The organism is Spongiibacter nanhainus, from assembly GCF_016132545.1.
Lineage (GTDB): Bacteria > Pseudomonadota > Gammaproteobacteria > Pseudomonadales > Spongiibacteraceae > Spongiibacter > Spongiibacter nanhainus.
This window is the reverse complement of sequence record NZ_CP066167.1, coordinates 3,579,176-3,596,640: the sequence shown is the minus strand read 5'-3', so window position 1 is coordinate 3,596,640 and position 17,465 is coordinate 3,579,176. Positions and strand designations below refer to the sequence as shown.

15 protein-coding genes are annotated in these 17,465 nt (G+C 53.7%); 14 read left to right on the top strand and 1 reads right to left on the bottom strand.

Features of this window, described 5'->3' with window-relative positions; genetic code table 11:
• The first annotated feature begins 100 nt into the window (after positions 1-100).
• From I6N98_RS16385 to I6N98_RS16375, 3 genes are all read left to right on the top strand, one after another.
• The gene (locus I6N98_RS16385; RefSeq protein WP_198569396.1) at positions 101-1,219 is read left to right on the top strand and encodes a PilT/PilU family type 4a pilus ATPase; all 1,119 of its coding nucleotides are present in this window, start codon (positions 101-103) and stop codon (positions 1,217-1,219) included.
• Positions 1,220-1,654, top strand: a complete 435-nt coding sequence (locus I6N98_RS16380; RefSeq protein WP_198569395.1) for a CBS domain-containing protein — start codon at positions 1,220-1,222, stop codon at positions 1,652-1,654.
• A gap of 91 nt (positions 1,655-1,745) precedes the next feature.
• Complete coding sequence (locus I6N98_RS16375; RefSeq protein WP_198569394.1) at positions 1,746-3,551, top strand: acyl-CoA dehydrogenase family protein; 1,806 nt, start codon at positions 1,746-1,748, stop codon at positions 3,549-3,551.
• 10 nt (positions 3,552-3,561) lie between these two features.
• Here the strand turns inward: I6N98_RS16375 and I6N98_RS16370 are convergent, their stop codons facing one another.
• Entirely contained in the window at positions 3,562-5,607 is a 2,046-nt protein-coding gene (locus I6N98_RS16370) for a 4Fe-4S binding protein (RefSeq protein WP_198569393.1), read from the bottom strand.
• A gap of 338 nt (positions 5,608-5,945) precedes the next feature.
• Between I6N98_RS16370 and I6N98_RS16365 the strand changes: the two genes are divergently transcribed.
• The 11 genes from I6N98_RS16365 (at position 5,946) to I6N98_RS16315 (ending at position 17,412) form a co-directional block, all read left to right on the top strand.
• The gene (locus I6N98_RS16365; protein ID WP_198569392.1) at positions 5,946-8,228 is read left to right on the top strand and encodes a TonB-dependent receptor; all 2,283 of its coding nucleotides are present in this window, start codon (positions 5,946-5,948) and stop codon (positions 8,226-8,228) included.
• Between the two features lie 289 nt (positions 8,229-8,517).
• Positions 8,518-9,699: a porin gene (locus I6N98_RS16360; protein WP_198569391.1), complete on the top strand. Its 1,182-nt coding sequence runs from the start codon at positions 8,518-8,520 to the stop codon at positions 9,697-9,699.
• A 250-nt stretch (positions 9,700-9,949) separates the two neighbouring features.
• Complete coding sequence (gene exaC / locus I6N98_RS16355) at positions 9,950-11,470, top strand: acetaldehyde dehydrogenase ExaC (RefSeq protein ID WP_198569390.1); 1,521 nt, start codon at positions 9,950-9,952, stop codon at positions 11,468-11,470.
• Between the two features lie 316 nt (positions 11,471-11,786).
• The gene (gene pqqA, locus I6N98_RS18855) at positions 11,787-11,858 is read left to right on the top strand and encodes a pyrroloquinoline quinone precursor peptide PqqA (protein ID WP_420497002.1); all 72 of its coding nucleotides are present in this window, start codon (positions 11,787-11,789) and stop codon (positions 11,856-11,858) included.
• A 61-nt stretch (positions 11,859-11,919) separates the two neighbouring features.
• Positions 11,920-12,879, top strand: a complete 960-nt coding sequence (pqqB, locus tag I6N98_RS16345; RefSeq protein ID WP_198569388.1) for a pyrroloquinoline quinone biosynthesis protein PqqB — start codon at positions 11,920-11,922, stop codon at positions 12,877-12,879.
• Between the two features lie 2 nt (positions 12,880-12,881).
• On the top strand, positions 12,882-13,610 hold the full coding sequence (pqqC, locus tag I6N98_RS16340) for a pyrroloquinoline-quinone synthase PqqC (protein WP_198569387.1): 729 nt from the start codon (positions 12,882-12,884) through the stop codon (positions 13,608-13,610).
• Positions 13,610-13,882 carry a pyrroloquinoline quinone biosynthesis peptide chaperone PqqD gene (gene pqqD / locus I6N98_RS16335; RefSeq protein ID WP_198569386.1) on the top strand — a complete coding sequence of 91 codons (273 nt, stop codon included), beginning with the start codon at positions 13,610-13,612 and terminating at the stop codon, positions 13,880-13,882. The genes pqqC and pqqD overlap by 1 nt, the downstream gene beginning before the upstream one ends.
• Positions 13,875-14,993, top strand: coding sequence for a pyrroloquinoline quinone biosynthesis protein PqqE (pqqE, locus tag I6N98_RS16330; protein WP_232787382.1), 1,119 nt, complete (start codon positions 13,875-13,877; stop codon positions 14,991-14,993). Before pqqD ends, pqqE begins: the two co-directional genes overlap by 8 nt.
• Positions 14,993-15,973, top strand: coding sequence for an ABC transporter substrate-binding protein (locus I6N98_RS16325; RefSeq protein ID WP_198569385.1), 981 nt, complete (start codon positions 14,993-14,995; stop codon positions 15,971-15,973). Before pqqE ends, I6N98_RS16325 begins: the two co-directional genes overlap by 1 nt.
• Before the next feature lie 9 nt (positions 15,974-15,982).
• Positions 15,983-16,726 carry an ABC transporter permease gene (locus I6N98_RS16320; protein ID WP_198569384.1) on the top strand — a complete coding sequence of 248 codons (744 nt, stop codon included), beginning with the start codon at positions 15,983-15,985 and terminating at the stop codon, positions 16,724-16,726.
• The gene (locus I6N98_RS16315; protein ID WP_198569383.1) at positions 16,711-17,412 is read left to right on the top strand and encodes an ABC transporter ATP-binding protein; all 702 of its coding nucleotides are present in this window, start codon (positions 16,711-16,713) and stop codon (positions 17,410-17,412) included. The genes I6N98_RS16320 and I6N98_RS16315 overlap by 16 nt, the downstream gene beginning before the upstream one ends.
• Positions 17,413-17,465: the final 53 nt, after the last annotated feature.

Genomic DNA, 17,465 nt, shown 5'->3' with positions numbered 1-17,465 from the left:
GCGCGCCATTTCCCGATCACTATGCAGTGACGGTGTTGTTCGTTGGGGCTAGGTGTGCCCTTGACGCTATCGATGCCGGAACGGACGCTTGGGAGGACCGATGGCCGATAACCTGCTTGCCTACCTTGAATTGATGGTAGCGAAAGATGCCTCCGATTTATTTATGAGCACCGGGGCACCGCCCAATCTCAAAGTAGAGGGGCGCAGCTACCCGATCGGTAAAGCCGTCTTTCAACCGCATCACGTGAAGGAGTTGGCATACTCGATACTGACCGACGAGCAGAAAAAAACCTTTGAGCGCACCATGGAGCTCAATTTTGCGGTGAGTTTTGAAAATATCGGCCGCTTCCGCTTTAACCTCTACCGCCAACGCGGTGAAGTCTCCATGGTCGTTCGCTATATTAAAAGCCACATTCCCAACCTGGCTTCTCTTAACCTTCCCGAAAAACTAAAAGATCTGATACAGCTCAACCGCGGCTTGGTGTTAGTGGTGGGGGCGGCAGGCTCCGGCAAATCCACAACCCTGGCGTCGATGATTGACTACCGCAACAGCGTTCGTACCGGGCATATTCTCTGTATCGAAGATCCCATCGAATTCCTGCACAGCCATAAGCGTTCTATTGTTGACCAGCGCGAAGTTGGCCTCGACACACTGGATTTTTCCTCAGCCCTGCACAACGCCATGCGGGAGGCGCCAGATGTGATCCTGATCGGCGAAATTCGCGACCAGGAGACCATGCAGCACGCGATTGCCTATGCCGAGACCGGGCACTTGTGTTTAGCGACTTTGCATGCCAACAACGCCAATCAGGCATTGAATCGAATTATTAATTTCTTTCCCGACAGCGCTCACCGCCAGCTGCTGGCCGACTTATCCCTCAATCTTAAAGCGGTGGTGGCAATGCGTCTGGTGCCGGGTGTGGATACCAAGCGTGTCCCCGCAGTAGAAATCCTACTGCGTTCTCCCTTTGTTGCTGAGCTGATTGAGGAGGGGGATGTGGATGCCCTGAAAGATGCTATGGAGCAGAGCACTGACATGGGGATGATGACCTTCGATCACGCCCTGTTTAGCCTCTATAAAGAGGGCAGGGTATCACGGGAGACCGCGCTACAATTTGCTGACTCAGAAAACAATATGATGGTGAAAATGCGACTGAGCGGTGAGATCACCGAAAGCCACTTTGAGATAAGTCCGCCGGGCGGCTCGGCTGAGAGTTAAATGAAGCTGGCCGACATTATGAGCAAACCGGTGGTGACGGTGGAGATGGACGACCGGCTGTCGGAGGTTCGGCGCCTGTTGGATAGCTGCCATTTTCATCATCTGTTAGTGGTTGACGCTGGCCTGCTGGTCGGTGTGATTTCCGATCGCGATTTGCTCAGGGCTATTAGTCCCAATTTGGGAACAGCCGCGGAGTCAGCCGGGGACCTGGCGACCCTTAACAAGCGGGCACACCAAATCATGTCCCGGGATCCCATTACCGTCTCGGCAGAGGACACCGTTACCGATGCTGTGGATTTACTGTGCCAGCACGCGATTTCCTGCCTGCCGGTGGTGAGCGCGGAAAATAAACCGTTGGGTGTCGTCAGTTGGCGGGATCTGATGCGTGCATTTGCCGATGATGCGGCAATTCGCGATACAATGGGTCGGCTCTGATCGAGTCCGTATCCGCCGCCGGCGCGTATGCCCTTGCCATGGCGCCTGTCTGGTCTACCTCGACACCTCTCGCTTACTGATGAGATAGATAATGATAAGTGACAAACTGTTTACCCGCCGCGATCTCGCTTTTTGGTTGTTTGAATTTGGCGATGTGGCATCGACACTTTCGTTGCCAGAATACTCGGAGTGCTCTACCGACGATATCGAGGCGATGCTGGACGCGGTGATTGATATTGCCGAGCGCGAATTTGTCGGTATGGCGGACCTGCTGGATGCTAACGAGCCGCGCCTGGAAGACGGGCGCGTGTGGAATCACCCGCGCCTAAAGCCGGCACTGAAAGCCTATATAAACAGCGGTTTTTTCTCGGCTGGCTTCAGTCCGCAATGGGGCGGTATGGGCTTGCCCTACTCGGTGTCGCAAATGTTGAGCGTACCCACTATGGCTCATGCCGGCACCGGTGTGGGTTATTTGTTTATCACCGCTGCAGCGGCCAATATGTTGGATGTGGTGGGCTCTACGGAGCAAAAGGCGCGCTATCTACCCAAGCTGGTGAGTGGCGAATGGTTTGGCACTATGATGCTGTCGGAGCCTCACGCCGGGTCGTCGGTGGGGGATATTCGCACCCGAGCCACTCTCCAGCCCGATGGAAGCTATCATTTGCGCGGCAGCAAGATGTGGATTTCCGGTGGTGATCACGACCTCAGCGACAATATCGTCCATATGGTGTTGGCCAAGATCGAAAACCGCGATGGCAGCCTGACGCCGGGCAGTGCGGGCGTATCGCTGTTTCTTGTTCCCAAATATCGAGTCAATGACGACGGCAGCCTGGGAGAGCACAACGGTGTGGTGATCTCGGGGCTAAATCACAAAATGGGGCAGCGGGGTATTGTGAATACCGTCCCGGTACTTGGGGAGGACTCACCCTGTGTCGGCGAGTTGCTGGGGCAACCCGGCAAAGGTCTGGCCGGGATGTTCCATATGATGAACGAGGCGCGGATCGGTGTGGGCTTTTCAGCGGCGCAGCTGGCCTGGTTTGGCTACCGCTACTCCCTGGATTACGCCAAGGAGCGAACCCAGGGACGATTGAATCCCGACCCCTCGACGCCGCCGGTGGAAATTATCCAGCACGCCGATGTGCGCCGTATGTTGCTGGCGCAGAAGGCTATTTCAGAAGGGGGGATGGGCCTGTGTAGCTATGCAGCGGCGCTGGTGGATCAAGCTCGCATGGGCACTGAGCCCGAGCAACAGGAACGCGCCGCACTGCTGGCAGTGTTAACGCCGGTGGTTAAAAGCTGGCCCTCCATGCACGGCCTGGAAGCCAACCACTATGCCATTCAGGTGATGGGGGGCTATGGCTACACCCGGGATTTTCCGGTGGAGCGGATGTATCGCGACAACCGTCTCAATGAGATTCACGAGGGCACCACCGGTATTCAGAGCATGGATCTGTTGGGCCGCAAGCTGCTAAAGGAACAGGGTGCGGGCCTAAAGGTGTTGGCGGCAGCGATGCTGTCCACAGCTGCTGAAGCCTCGGACTATCCGCAGCTAAAGGCATGGGGCAAGGCGCTTGAGGAGGCCACTGCTCGACTTAACAGTACCAGCCAGGCTTTGGCCGAAGCAGCCGCAACAGGACAGTTGTCGGCGGCGATGGCTAATAGCGTCACCTACCTGGATATGACAGGGCAAACGGTGGTGGCCTGGATATGGTTGCGAATGGCGCTGGTGGCAAGTCAGGCCTTGGCTGCAGGCTCGTCTGAGGAAGATTTCTATCATGGCAAGCTTTCGGCCTGCCACTACTTCTTCCGCTACGAGCTGCCAAAAACCCAGTCCCAGGCCGAGTTATTGCTCAGCATGGATACCACCTGTTTGGATATATCGGATGGAGGATTTTAAAAAGCGGTGTCTATTTGGCTGAAGGGACCTGTATCAGCTTAACGGCATGGGCCAGTGGTGTTTTTTGCTGTCGTTTTGTCTCCAGAATTTTAGGCGCGCACTGGAATGGGTCCTCCAGTATCACCACACACTCAAGGCACTGAACGCACTCGTCGTAGTCAATTGAGCCGTCGCGTCGTATAGCATCGACGCCGCATTTTTTACGGCACAGCTGGCAAGGAGAGCCACACTCCGTGCGGCGGGTGAGCCACTCCAGGTGGTGAAATTTCCCAAGTACTGCCAGGCCGGCCCCCAGGGGGCAAACATAACGGCAATAGAATTTGTTAATAAAAAGTCCTGTGCCAAGGATCAGAAGCGCGTAGATGACAAAGGGCCACTCGCGGATAAAAGTGAGGGTCACAGCGGTTTTGAAGGGCTCCACTTCAGCAGCCTGTTCAGCAGCCCGTAGCGACACCAGGCTGGTGATCACTAGTACGCCCAGGATAAGGTATTTAATTTTTGTCAGCTTGCGATGGGTGCTGTCGGAGATAGTCCACTGCCGAATTTTCAGCACTTCAGCTATCTTGGCAACGAACTCTTGCATGGCGCCAAAGGGGCAGAGCCAGCCGCAGAATAAGCCGCGACCAAAGATAAACAGGCTGACAAAGGTAAAAATCCACAAGATAAAAATAATCGGGTCCAAAAGAAAAACGGTGATATCAAAACCGTCTCGAAGCGCAAGTAGTACTGTGAAGATATTGACCACTGAAAGCTGACCTTGTGCGTATATACCAATAAACGCCAGGGTGAAAAATAAAAACGTCCAGCGGATCCAGGGAAAGTGCCGACTGTATCCCAGCCAACGTTTCTGCAAGCTGAATCCGATAGTGAGTACTAGCAGCCCTACGAGCAGTATCAAGGTATCGAGGCTGCGATTTTCCCATACAGTTACCCAGGTTGGTTTGATCGTGGGGCGTACTGGTGTTTCTACTTTATCGAATAGGGTTTCAGGCAGCTGGTAGTGTTCGGTAAAAATCGCTTCTTTCTCTACCAAGTGATTCTTTTTAAGGTTCAGCTTGAGTTGTATCTCCATATCGCCACCGGGGTTAAAGCCCGTTTGTGGGCTGATCCGAAAAATACGAAAATCCTCGAAGTCGGGTGTATTGGGCGATAGCTGAAGTGGGTTGTAGCTAAAAAAATTCATATCGCGAATCGCGATGGATAAGTTGCTCTGATTCAGCGCGACGCGTTTGGGAGACGTGGCGGGTTGAAAGTCGGACTCCAAATAAGAGAATAATCCCTCCGACATCATCGCAACAGCGTGCTCACCATCGGCCAGTTTTGTCTTGAGTCGTTGGTAACCAGCTTCACCCAGGATGTTTTTACCTATGATAGGGGCATTGAGGTAAGCGATGTAAAGGGTCGCGTGATCGTGCTCAAGCTGCCAATCCTCAAAGGCAAATTCACTCAGCTCGCTTCCAAGTGATTGCTCGAGGTCTCTCTGGCTGACCTGCAGTGTTTGAATCAGTCCATTAGATAGTAGTTCTTGCCACTGCATCGGCTTGAAATAAGAGCTTTTAACGGCCACCGGACTTTGCTGCGCAAACTCCTGCAAGGTCTGGCGGGCCACTTGTCTCGCTGAGGACAAGATAATGTCATTAACCACCACGACCGAGACGGTGGCCTTGGTGACGCCATCAAGATAAGCACTGCCGGCATCGGTGCCGTGTTTGCCAACGATAAAACGTTCGGAAATTCGGTGGTTTTTATACTGGTCGATAAAGTCCAGCAGCGGCCTGGGCCCCAAGCCGTGTAAAAATATCGGCTCGTGGTGATGAATGACTTTTACTCCGGATAACTCACCCTGGGTGTTGAGCCCAATCAGCAGATTGATCGGCTCGCCTGAAAATCCTTTCAGCGGAGCAAATTCGATGGATTCAAACGCGTAGCCCAATAGTTCGTGGAGCTGGTAGACCGGCCACACCTCCGTCTTGGGGTCTTTTTCGCCCAGTCGGGTTGCGCTGGGAAACAACGCGTAGATATCTGCCTCAAGGTCGTTGCCAGCATATGCGCGCACCGTATACATACTCGTAATCAGCGCAATGATAGCCGCCAATAAGGTCGAATAGAGCCAGTATCCGCGTCCTGCTCTGGTAGGGCTGTCTGTATGTTGAGTCACACCTAACTCCCCGGTAGTCCCTGTCGTAACTGATGTGATGGCGTGGCCGCGATATCGGTATACACATTATTTTTTTGGATGAATCAGTATCGGTACCAAGGCCAAACCGGGGCAATAGCACTAAAGTCGTAATTTAGGAGGAGATTTAAGCGCCACAAGTCGAATTGCCGGCAGAAATAGCTGAGGTAGGCTTAAAAGCAATATATATAAAATCTAGAATACGAGGAGACTGATCGATGTTGATTGCCAGGGCTTTTTTGTTGGGTTTTGCGTCGGCGTCGCTTTGCATGGGTGTGGTCGCCGGGGAACAAGAAAACAATATGGAAGAGGTTCGAGTTGTTGGTCTCTCGCCTTTGGCGCTTGATCTTTTGTCAGATCAGGGGCCGATGCACGTCCAGCGATTTGATAACGAGGATTTGGAAAAATCGAGCCGCTATTCGGTTGCGCAATATCTGGACCAGCGGGCTATGGGCATCACTGTTAACGATGCACAGAATAATCCATTGCAACCCGATGTACGCTTTCGTGGCTATGCGGCGTCCCCCTTGTTGGGGTCATCGCAGGGCGTAGTTGTCTACTTCAACGGTGTGCGTGTTAATGAAAGTTTTGGCGATACGGTCAACTGGGACCTCCTGCCACAAAGTACAGTCTCTGAAATGGCTATTGTCGCTGGTCCGAACCCAGTATTTGGTCAGAATGCGCTGGGCGGCGCGATCGTGATGGCCGGTAAAAATGGCTTTAATTTTGAAGGGGGGCGGATAAGTGCCGGTGTCGGCAGTTACGGCGCACGCTCTATTGTGACAGAGTATGGCAGCAAGAGCGATGGATGGAGTGTGTATCTTAACTTAGAAGGCTACGAAGAAGATGGCTGGCGCGATTTTTCTCCTACTGAGTCACAAAATGCCTATGTCGCGCTGTCACGCCACTACGACTCCACACATTGGGATCTTTACCTGCATCAATCTCAGAGTGAACTCAAGGGCAATGGCGCCGTCCCCATCGGCCTGCTTGAGCAGGATCGTGAGGCTGTGTTTACCCATCCCGACTTAACAGAAAACGATATGTCGATGGTTAACCTAGTTATGAATCACTGGTTTGACAGTGATGCCCGACTTTCAGGCAACCTGTTTTTCCGCCAAATACGCAGTGATGCCTTTAATGGCGATGGTTCCGATAAAGACGAATGTGAGCCGCCCAACGATGCTTTTCTCTGTGAAGAAGAGGAAGAGGGCGGTGAGCAGGCAGAAGACCAAAATGGTAACCCGGTGAGCAGTGAGTTCAATGCCATCAACAATATTAGCCAGCGGGATCAGGATACCTGGGGAGCGAGTTTAACCTTCTATAAGACTGCGCTGCTGGGCGATGTACGCAATCATTGGACGCTGGGCGTAGATTATCTTGCTGGGACGACGGATTTTGACTCGTCGGTAGAGTTTGCCAAGCTCAAGGACAATCGTTCCACCACACGTTCAGGACTATATGATGAAGAAGGTTATACCGCCTTGCGTTCAGATATAGATATGGCGGCCATCTATTTCAGCAACACCATTGTACCGGCTGAAGATTTGGTGTTGCAGCTGTCGATGCGTTTCAACAGTGTCGAGGTGGCTGGCAAGGATCAGTCTGGAGAGCGGCCTGAACTCACAGCGTCTCACCGCTATTCACAGTTGAATGGCGGTATCGGTTTGGCCTGGATGGTGTCTGATCAAACGCAGTTATACGGCGGACTATATCAGAGTTCCCGTGCACCTACCCCGGTGGAGCTTGCCTGCTCTCATCCAGAGGCGCCCTGTAATTTGCCCAACACCTTCTTGGCCGATCCGCCCTTGGATGATGTCGTGTCCCAGAGTGTTGAGTTGGGGGTACGTACGCAGTTTGACCAGCAGTGGCACTGGGATATTGCGTTATTCCATACTGTGAACAAAGACGACATTCATTTTCAGACAACGGGCGGCGTGTCCTCTAATCAAGGCTTCTTTACCAACATCGGCGATACCCTGCATAGAGGTGTCGAGACGCAATTGTCTGCAGAGTTTGAAAGTCTTGATATCGGCTTGGGCTACACATATTTAGATGCCACTTATGAAGACGACTATATCTCATTTTCGCCCAATAATCCGGCGGCTGATGAGGCCCAGCTCAAGGTCAAATCGGGGAGTCGTATCCCGGCGATAGCCCAACATACTATCAAGCTGGCTGCGGATTACTCGTGGTCGGAGCGCATCCAAAGCGGTGTAGAAGTCAATGCCAGCTCCGGTGTGTATTTGCGGGGAGATGAGGCAAATGTCGATGATAAAACCGATGGCTATGTGCTGGTAAATGCCTACATCCGCTACCAGCTAGCAAAAGATTGGACCCTATCGCTGGAAGCCAGCAACTTGCTTGATAAAGAGTACGAACGCTTCGGACTTTATGGCGAGCCCGACGAAGTACTGGAAGACCTCGAGAATGACGATCCGCGTTTCTTGAGCCCTGCGCCGCCGAGAACCTGGTTGTTGCGTTTGGACTACCACTGGTAGGGTTTTTCAGCCTGCATATTTCTCTTGGCTCGTCACAAACAACCTCGTGACGGGCCATTTTTCTTTTAACTTACCTCTCTACCTCCTTCTTTGGATGTAGTTCTTTTGCACCGCTTCGCGCACGACTAAATGACCACATACTTCACTACAAGGTTGTATGGGCTGTGTTGTCCTCATTTTGGATAGTGGTGTCAGTCAATATCGCTGTATTGACCTGATGGGAAGCGGGTAGACCTATTGGTCGTCCCGCTCCAAATCCAGAAGCCACTATCCTATTTTGGGGGTAAATATGAATAAGCAATTAATAATACGGCATGCTCTGGTAGCTGCCTCTGCCTTAGCTTGTGCTTCTCCAGCCTTTAGTGCGGTGGAGTTATATAACGAAGCGGATACAAGCGTTTCTGTCGATGCATCCTTTAACACCTTCTTTGTACGCAGTGATTCTGATAATGAGATATCAGGTAATGATCGCACCCAATCCCGAGTCAAGATGGGGCTGCTGCCCAACTGGGTTGGCTTTAATTTCAGCAAAAAAGTCGATGAACTGACTTTGGGTGGCCGCTCCTCTTTTTGGGTGACGATTAACGACAGTGATAGTGCGGTGACCTCTACCGGTATCGATGTGCGTCAGTTTTACGCCACGGTAGACGGTGATTTTGGCCAGCTGCTGTTTGGTAAGGACTTCACCCTGTTTAGCCGGTCCAATATCTTCCTGGATGAAATGCTGCAGGGCTATGGCGCTGTTAACGATACCTTGGGCCTGATCGATGGCCAGGGTGTGTCGTTTGGCCATATCGGCAGTGGTTATTTCTATCCATTCCCCCACGCGCAAATTACTTACCGCACTCCCGAATTTGCCGGTGGCTTCAAACTGGCCCTGGCGGTTGTCGACCCTGGTAATGCCACCACCGATACCAATCCGGGTCGCACCAGCGAAGAGGAAATGCCGCGCTTTGAAGGGGAGTTGACCTTTACTAGTTCTATGGGCGATGGCAATACCTTTACCGGTTGGCTGGGGTTTTTGCAGCAGAGCTCGGAAAGCGATGCGGCGGGTGTTGACGATGTCGACTCCAGTGGCTTGTCCTACGGTGCCAAAGTCAAGCTGGGGTCGCTATCTCTGCACGCGTCCGGTTTCTCCGGTGAAGGTTTGGGCTTGCTGCTGGGGCCGGGTACAGACGCCGCGCTGGGCTTGCAAAACTTGATTTCGGAAAATGGCAGCGAGGTGGACAGTGATGGTTACGTCATTCAGGGCGCCTATACCACTGGCAGTGAGCGTTTTGTCCTGTCATATGGTGAAACCACGGTAGAAACCAACGCTGAGTGGAATAACGAAACCACTCAAGTAGCCTGGTTCCACGACGTCAATGCGGTGTTGCGTACCGTTGTTGAGTACAACGTGAATACCCTGGATATCGGCGGCGCCGAGGAAGAAACCTCGACGATGGCGTTTGGCCTGATTGCCAATTTTTAAACTGTTGTGGCTGCGATTGATCGCAGCCTTTCTTTTCCACTTGGGTCGTGGCTTGCCGGATTTTCGCAGAAGCGATCAGTCCGGCTTTTTTTACGGTGGTTACTTACTACCAAAGGCGGAGTCTTCAGAGGACCAAAGTACAGTTACCGATATGGATTCGCGGCAGTAGCATCAAAGTGTGGAGCCCCGGAACACCCTTAAGGGCACAACGTTAATAGTAAGTGAATAAGCTCACAGAGAGGTTCGGACAATGATTTATACACAACCAGGCGAAACTGGCTCGCTGATTACTTTCAAGCAGCGTTACGACAACTTTATCGGTGGCGAGTGGGTCCCGCCGGTTGATGGCAATTACTTTGCCAATGTGACTCCCGTGACTGGCCAGCCTTACTGCGAAGTCGCCCGCTCGACGAGTGCCGATGTAGAAAAAGCACTGGATGCGGCGCACAAGGCGAAAACCGCGTGGGGCAAAACGTCTCCCACTGAGCGCTCAAATATCCTGCTAAAAATTGCCGATCGTATTGAGCAAAACCTGGAGATGCTGGCCGTTGCCGAGTCCTGGGAAAACGGCAAAGGTATTCGCGAAACCTTGAATGCCGATGTGCCGCTGGTGGTAGACCACTTCCGCTATTTTGCCGGTTGTCTGCGCGCTCAGGAGGGCACAGCCGCAGAATTGGACGAAACCACAGTGGCTTATCACTTTCACGAGCCATACGGTGTGGTCGGTCAGATTATTCCCTGGAACTTCCCGCTGCTGATGGCGGCCTGGAAGCTGGCGCCGGCGCTTGCGGCGGGCAACTGTGTGGTGCTGAAGCCGGCAGAACAAACCCCCACTAGTATCCTGGTCATGATGGAGCTTATCGGTGACCTGTTGCCGGCCGGCACCCTGAACATTGTTAACGGATTTGGTGTCGAGACTGGCGCGCCACTGGCGTCAAGCTCTCGTATTGCCAAGCTGGCCTTCACCGGCTCTACGGCGGTGGGTAATGAAATCCTTAAATGCGCGGCAAACAGCCTGATTCCTTCCACTGTCGAACTGGGTGGTAAGTCGCCCAATATCTATTTCGCCGACGTGATGGACCAGGAAGAAGATTACGTGAGCAAAGCGGTAGAAGGTCTGCTGTTGGGCTTCTTTAATCAGGGCGAAGTGTGTACCTGTCCTTCGCGGGCGCTGATTCAAGAAAGTATGTACGACGACTTTATGGATCGTGTTCTAGCTCGAGCCAAGCAGATCAAGCAGGGCAACCCGCTGGACACTGACACCATGGTTGGCGCCCAGGCCTCCCAGGAACAGATGGACAAGATTCTCTCATATCTGGAAATCGGCCGCGGCGAAGGCGCTGAAATCTTGATCGGTGGTGGCCGCACGCAGTTGCCTGGCAATCTGTCTGGCGGTTTCTACATTGAACCGACCCTGATGAAGGGCCACAACAAGATGCGAATCTTTCAGGAAGAAATTTTTGGGCCGGCCCTGGGTATTACCACCTTTAAGACCGAGGCAGAGGCGCTGGAAATCGCCAACGATACCCAATACGGGCTCGGTGCCGGGGTGTGGACTCGGGATATGAACCTGGCGTACCGCATGGGCAGGGAAATTCAGGCAGGCCGGGTGTGGACAAACTGCTATCACGCCTACCCCGCACACTCTGCCTTTGGCGGCTACAAAAAGTCCGGCATTGGTCGCGAGACCCACAAGATGATGCTGGATCACTACCAACAGACCAAGAACCTGCTGGTCAGCTACAGCAGCAACCCACTGGGCTTCTTTTGAAGCGCTCCCGCCCGGTCACTGCTATTCCCCAGTAGGGTGTCTGGGCACCTCTCGGCAATTGTGTTGCCACTACTGCCGCGCCACCTGGCGCGGCTTTTTTATAACTCGTGGTTATAAAGCTCTGTCTTCGCCTGCCCCGGCCCTGGTGTCTGTGCCGCCAGCTCTGGCTGCTACTAAATCCGGCCGGAACTAGTCCTAAAGTACAGTATTCGCCAGAGGGTGGCCTTCTTACTATGAGTCTAGGCCTGCTTGGTGGGACCACCAAATAAGCCTTAACTCAGTACTCTGAAACGTGTTAACCAAAGAGGTAATAGCCATGTGGGTAAGCCCTTCTTATCAAGATCTGCGTCTCGGTTTTGAAGTCACAATGTACTTCATGAGTCGTTAAGCCGCGTAGCCCGGTGCGCCGGGCTACGCCGATTTTCAACGTTGTCAGATAGTTATCGAGTATGAGAATTCACGTTTTGGGCTCTGCTGCGGGGGGCGGTTTTCCGCAATGGAATTGCAATTGCCACAATTGTTACGGCTTGAGGCACGGCAAAATACAGGCGACGGCCCGCACCCAGTCGTCGATTGCGATCACCACTGATGACCGAAAGTGGTTGGTGGTCAATGCGTCGCCGGATATTCGTGCCCAGTTGGAGTCCTTTCCTGAACTTCAGCCCCATCGGGGCCTGCGGGATACCGGTATTGGTGGCGTTGTTCTGGTAGATAGCCAGATTGACCACACTACCGGTCTGCTGACGCTGCGCGAGGGCTGCCCCATCGACGTGTATACCACCGCAATGGTGAAACAGGACTTGAGCACTGGATTTCCGCTGCTGAATATCTTGTCTCACTGGAATGGCGGTGTTCGCCATCATGAATTAGCCATTGATGGCGGCCCCTCACACCTCAATGGTTTTCCAGATTTGCGGCTCACCGCAGTGCCCTTAAATGGTAAGGCGCCTCCTTATTCTCCCCACCGCCATGACCCCCATGCGGGAGACAATATTGGCTTGTTTATCGAAGACCTGACCTCGGGCGGCAGTGTGTTTTATGCGCCGGGACTGGGAGGTCTCACCGATGCCGTTGTGGAGTATATGTTGCTCAGTGATTGCTTGATGGTGGATGGCACCTTTTGGCGTGAAGACGAGATGATCTACGCCGGTGTGGGCACTAAGTTGGCGAAGGAGATGGGGCACCTGCCGCAGGCAGGTCAGGGCGGTATGATCGAGCTACTGCGTCGATTCAAGGATCAGCGCAAGATCCTTATTCATATCAACAATACCAATCCAATCCTGGACGAGAATTCACCGGAGCGCGCCAAGCTGGTCAAGGAAGGGATTGAGGTTGCCTACGATGGTATGGATATTTCAATAGCCAACCCCAGCTACCTCAGCCAGCCGATTGCGCAAGGGGAGATGTAACCGTGGCCACTGCAGCGTTGAGTCGGGATGAATTCGAACGACAGCTCAAGGATAAGGCGCTTTACTACCATATTCACCACCCTTTCCACACCGCAATGCACACCGGCGATTGCAGCGCTGAGCAGATTCGTGCCTGGGTCGCGAACCGCTTTTACTATCAGGACAATATTCCGCTGAAAGACGCGGCGGTGATGGCCAATTGTCCGGACCGAGACATTCGTCGGGAGTGGGTGCAGCGGATTCTCGATCACGATGGGCGCGGTGACGACCCGGGTGGCATCGAGGCGTGGATATATTTGGGCGAAGCTGTTGGCCTCTCCCGCCGGGAATTACTGGAACATCGTTACGTGCTCCCCGGCGTGCGATTTGCTGTGGATGCCTACGTAAACTTTGCCCGCCGAGCCACGTGGCAGGAGGCGGTGTGTTCCTCTCTCACCGAAATGTTTGCGCCGGAAATTCATCAGCGCCGTCTGGATACCTGGCCTCAACACTATCCCTGGATCGATTCATCAGCGTTGCACTATTTCCGCAAGCGCCTCGGTGAGGCCCGCCGGGATGTTGAGCACGGTCTGGCGGTGACTCTGGATTACTTTGACACCGCCGCGCTGCAGCAGAAAGCATTGAACATACTGCAGTTTAAGTTGGACGTGTTATGGAGCCTGTTGGATGCCATTACCCTGGCTCACGTCTATAACCGCCCGCCCTACCACCACCTTAACGGAGACGGATAATGATCGATATGAGCCAAAAACCGATTGTAAACCGACACGTGCGTTTGCAGTGGGAGCCTAGCCAGTCCAGCTATGTTCTGCTCTATCCAGAGGGTATGGTGAAACTCAACGTCAGTGCCAGCGAAATTCTTCGCGAGTGTAATGGTGAACACACCGTTGCTGACATTTGCCATACCCTGCAGAGTCGCTACCCCGAGGCTGGCAGTTTGCATCAGGACGTGTGCGATTTCTTCTCCGGTGCGGGCGACAAAGGCTGGACCGATTTTGTCTGATCGGGCTGGGCCTCCTCTGTGGCTGCTGGCGGAGCTGACCTACCGCTGTCCCTTGCAGTGTCCGTATTGTTCTAACCCACTGGACTTCCATCGCCACAACCAGGAGCTGGATACTGAAGAATGGTTGCGCGTCTTTAAAGAGGCCCGGGAAATGGGGGCGGCGCAGTTGGGTTTATCGGGAGGGGAACCCTTAATTCGCCAGGATTTGGAAACCCTTATCGCTGAAGCCAGAGGCATGGGGTATTACACTAACCTGATCAGTTCCGGCATAGGTATGACCCGGGAGCGAGTGGCATCCCTTAAAAAGGCGGGGCTGGATCATATTCAGTTGAGCTTCCAGGACAGCGACCCCGCAGGCAACAACGCTCTGGCGGGGAGCCATAAAGCCTTTAAAACTAAGTTGGAAATGGCGCAGTGCGTCAAAGAGTTTGATTACCCTATGGTGATCAACTTTGTCTTGCATCGACAGAATATCGATCATATAGAGTCTATTCTGCAATTGTGCGCTGAAGTGGGTGCCGACTATGTGGAGCTGGCGAACGCGCAGTATTACGGCTGGGCGCTACATAATCGCGATGCCCTGCTACCCACAAAGGAGCAGATTGAGAAAGCTGAAGCGGTAACGGCGCGTTTCCGTAAGCGTTACGGCAAGGCCATGCAAATTTATTTTGTGGTGCCGGATTACTTTGAGTCCCGCCCGAAGCCCTGTATGAACGGTTGGGCTTCCATCTTTCTTACCATCACGCCTGATGGGCTGGCACTGCCCTGCCACAGTGCCCGGGACTTGCCCATTGATTTCCCGTCAGTGAAAGATCACAGCATCGATGACATTTGGTGGCAGTCCCCCGGGTTTAATCACTTCCGGGGCGACAGCTGGATGAAGTCGCCCTGTCGGGAATGCGATGAAAAGGAACAGGATTTTGGCGGTTGCCGATGTCAGGCCTATCTGCTCACTGGCGACGCCGCCAATGCCGACCCGGTCTGTGCCAAATCGCCTCATCACCACAGCGTTAAGAGCGCCGTCGAAAGGGCGGCTGGCTCGGATGATGTGCAAGCTCTGGTATTGCGCAATGTGGGTAATGCCAGGGCTCTCTCTGCGGAGGAACAGTGATGATTCGCCTCCTTTGGGTAGTGTTTGTTGTTCTGCTTGGCTTAGGCCCTGCTAGTGCCGATACGCTACCCAGCGTCCGGGTGGGGGTATTGAAATTTGGAACAGTGAGCTGGGAGCTGTCGGTAATACGGTATCACCAGCTGGATAGGGAAGCCGGCTTTTCGATGCAGGTCGTGGAATTTGCCTCGGGCAATGCCGCCGCAGTGGCCTTACAAGCCGGTCACGTCGATATTATCGTCAACGATTGGCTGTGGGTGTTGGAGCAAAACCGGCGCCAGAAACAATATCGTTACTACCCTTACTCAACGGCGGTGGGCGGCCTGGTGGTATCGCCGGAGTCGGGTATTCAGTCCCTCGCTGACCTCGAGGGCAAGCGATTGGGTGTGGCCGGCGGTCCTGTCGATAAAAGCTGGCTGCTGATTGCCCGATATGCCAAGAAGGCGGCCGGTATCGATCTGCGCAGCGATGCAGACGTGCGCTTCGCGGCGCCGCCTTTGTTGAACCGGATGCTATTGAATGGCCAGTTAGACGCGGTTGTTAACTATTGGCATTACAACGCGCGCCTGGTTGGCCAGGGCATGTCTGTTTTACTGCCAACGGCAACCGCGATGGCCGAGTTGGGTATTGGCGGTGAGACGCCCATGTTGGGTTGGGTATTCGATGCACAGTGGCCTGGCGCGAAATCGGGATTGGTTGATCGCTTTCTGGCGACCTCCTACCGGGCCAAGCACATCCTTGCCACCGAGAGGGGAGAATGGCAGCGGATAAAACCCCTTATGCAGACTGAGAACGAGGCTGTATTTCAATCTTTAATCGACGCCTACCGCCATGGCATACCTAAAAGTTCAGCTGCGGGGCGGGAATCGGTGGTGCTGCTACACCAACTGCTAACAGAGCTCTCTAGCGGATTTACCTATTCAGCTAACAATAACAAAGGCAACCTTGGCGCCGCCTGGTGGCAGGGGAGTAAAGAATCGTGAACTCTCACTATGGGCAACTCGGCAATACGATTTAGTTCCCTGGCTGCGCTGTTATTGGTGTGGCACATAGTGGTGTGGTGGGGACAGCCTGAAGCTTTGCCGGCGCCGCTCGCTGTGGCTCAGCGTCTGTGGAGTGAAGGCGGTCAGGGTGATTTGTTTATGCACATGTGGGCCACATTGCAGCGTGTTGCCATCAGCTTTAGTGCCGCGCTCGTCCTGGGGGCAGCACTGGGGCTGCTTATGGCACGTTACCGAACACTCGATGCCTTGCTGGATGTGCCGTTAACCCTGTTGCTCAATGTACCGGCATTGGTGGTGATTATCTTGAGCTTCATCTGGCTGGGTTTGACCGATGTAGCAGCGGTGGTCGCCGTGACTATCAACAAGTTACCGACAATAGCGGTGACTCTGCGGGAAGGGGGAAAGGCAGTTAATGCCGGTCTATTAGAAGTGGCGAGTGTGTTTGGCGTGTCTAGCTGGCGCCGCTTCTCCCAGGTGTATCTGCCGCAGCTGGTGCCCTATTTTTTAGCGGCCTGCCGCGCCGGTTTGGCACTGGTCTGGAAAATCGTACTGGTGGTGGAGCTAATGGGCTGCAGCAACGGGGTCGGCTTCAAGCTCGGTGTTTACTTCCAATATTTTGATATTGAAGGGATTTTAGCTTACACCGCGGCCTTTGTGATTATTATTTTATTACTGGATAGCGTATTCATGCGCCGGTGGGAGGCAAGGATAGAGGCATGGCGGGGGCGATAAGGGTCAGTGTCGAAGATAAGCGCTTTCCCGGCACCGGCAAGAGCGTGATAAAGGGACTGAACCTCACTCTCAAGGAGGGGGAGTTCACTGCCATAATTGGGCCCTCAGGGACCGGTAAAACCACGTTGTTGCGTATCATGGCGGGGCTTGACCGCCGTTTTGGCGGTAATATTACTGGCGTGGATAGCATTGGTATGGTTTTCCAGGAGCCACGCTTGATGCCGTGGTTAAATGTGCTTGATAATATTTGTTTGGTTGCTGACGACCCCAGTACCGATGATGTAAAAGCGCGCGGCCGTGCTTTGCTCGAGCAGGTTGGTCTGGCGGACTGGATGTCGGCCTATCCACATGCCCTCTCCGGAGGGATGCAGCGACGGGCTGCACTGGCCCGGGCCCTGATGCCGGGGCCGCGTCTAATACTGATGGATGAGCCCCTGGTGTCCTTGGACAAGGGGGCAGCCAAAGAGCTTGTGGAGTTGATCACGGCACTGTGGCAAGAAAATAACTACACTATAGTGTACGTCACACACCTGGTCGATGAGGCCATTGCGATGGCCGATAGAATCGTATTTCTGTCGGGATCGCCGGCCAGTATAGCAGGGGAGGTCACTATCCCCTTGCCCCACCCTCGTACTGATAAGGATATTGCTCGAGTTAGGGAGACGGTTGTCGCCGCCATGCTGTGACAACGGTTTTTCTGGGTAGGGTAAACCACGCTGTGTTCGCGATAAGAGCAATA

Bases quoted from the DNA above. Each gene is read 5' to 3' on its own strand.
- I6N98_RS16375 (WP_198569394.1), top strand. From the start codon at position 1,746: ATGATAAGTGACAAACTGTTTACCCGCCGCGATCTCGCTTTTTGGTTG.
- I6N98_RS16385 (WP_198569396.1), top strand. From the start codon at position 101: ATGGCCGATAACCTGCTTGCCTACCTTGAATTGATGGTAGCGAAAGAT.
- I6N98_RS16315 (WP_198569383.1), top strand. From the start codon at position 16,711: ATGGCGGGGGCGATAAGGGTCAGTGTCGAAGATAAGCGCTTTCCCGGC.
- I6N98_RS16325 (WP_198569385.1), top strand. From the start codon at position 14,993: ATGATTCGCCTCCTTTGGGTAGTGTTTGTTGTTCTGCTTGGCTTAGGC.
- pqqD (WP_198569386.1), top strand. From the start codon at position 13,610: ATGATCGATATGAGCCAAAAACCGATTGTAAACCGACACGTGCGTTTG.
- I6N98_RS16360 (WP_198569391.1), top strand. From the start codon at position 8,518: ATGAATAAGCAATTAATAATACGGCATGCTCTGGTAGCTGCCTCTGCC.
- I6N98_RS16380 (WP_198569395.1), top strand. From the start codon at position 1,220: ATGAAGCTGGCCGACATTATGAGCAAACCGGTGGTGACGGTGGAGATG.
- exaC (WP_198569390.1), top strand. From the start codon at position 9,950: ATGATTTATACACAACCAGGCGAAACTGGCTCGCTGATTACTTTCAAG.
- pqqB (WP_198569388.1), top strand. From the start codon at position 11,920: ATGAGAATTCACGTTTTGGGCTCTGCTGCGGGGGGCGGTTTTCCGCAA.
- I6N98_RS16320 (WP_198569384.1), top strand. From the start codon at position 15,983: ATGGGCAACTCGGCAATACGATTTAGTTCCCTGGCTGCGCTGTTATTG.
- I6N98_RS16365 (WP_198569392.1), top strand. From the start codon at position 5,946: ATGTTGATTGCCAGGGCTTTTTTGTTGGGTTTTGCGTCGGCGTCGCTT.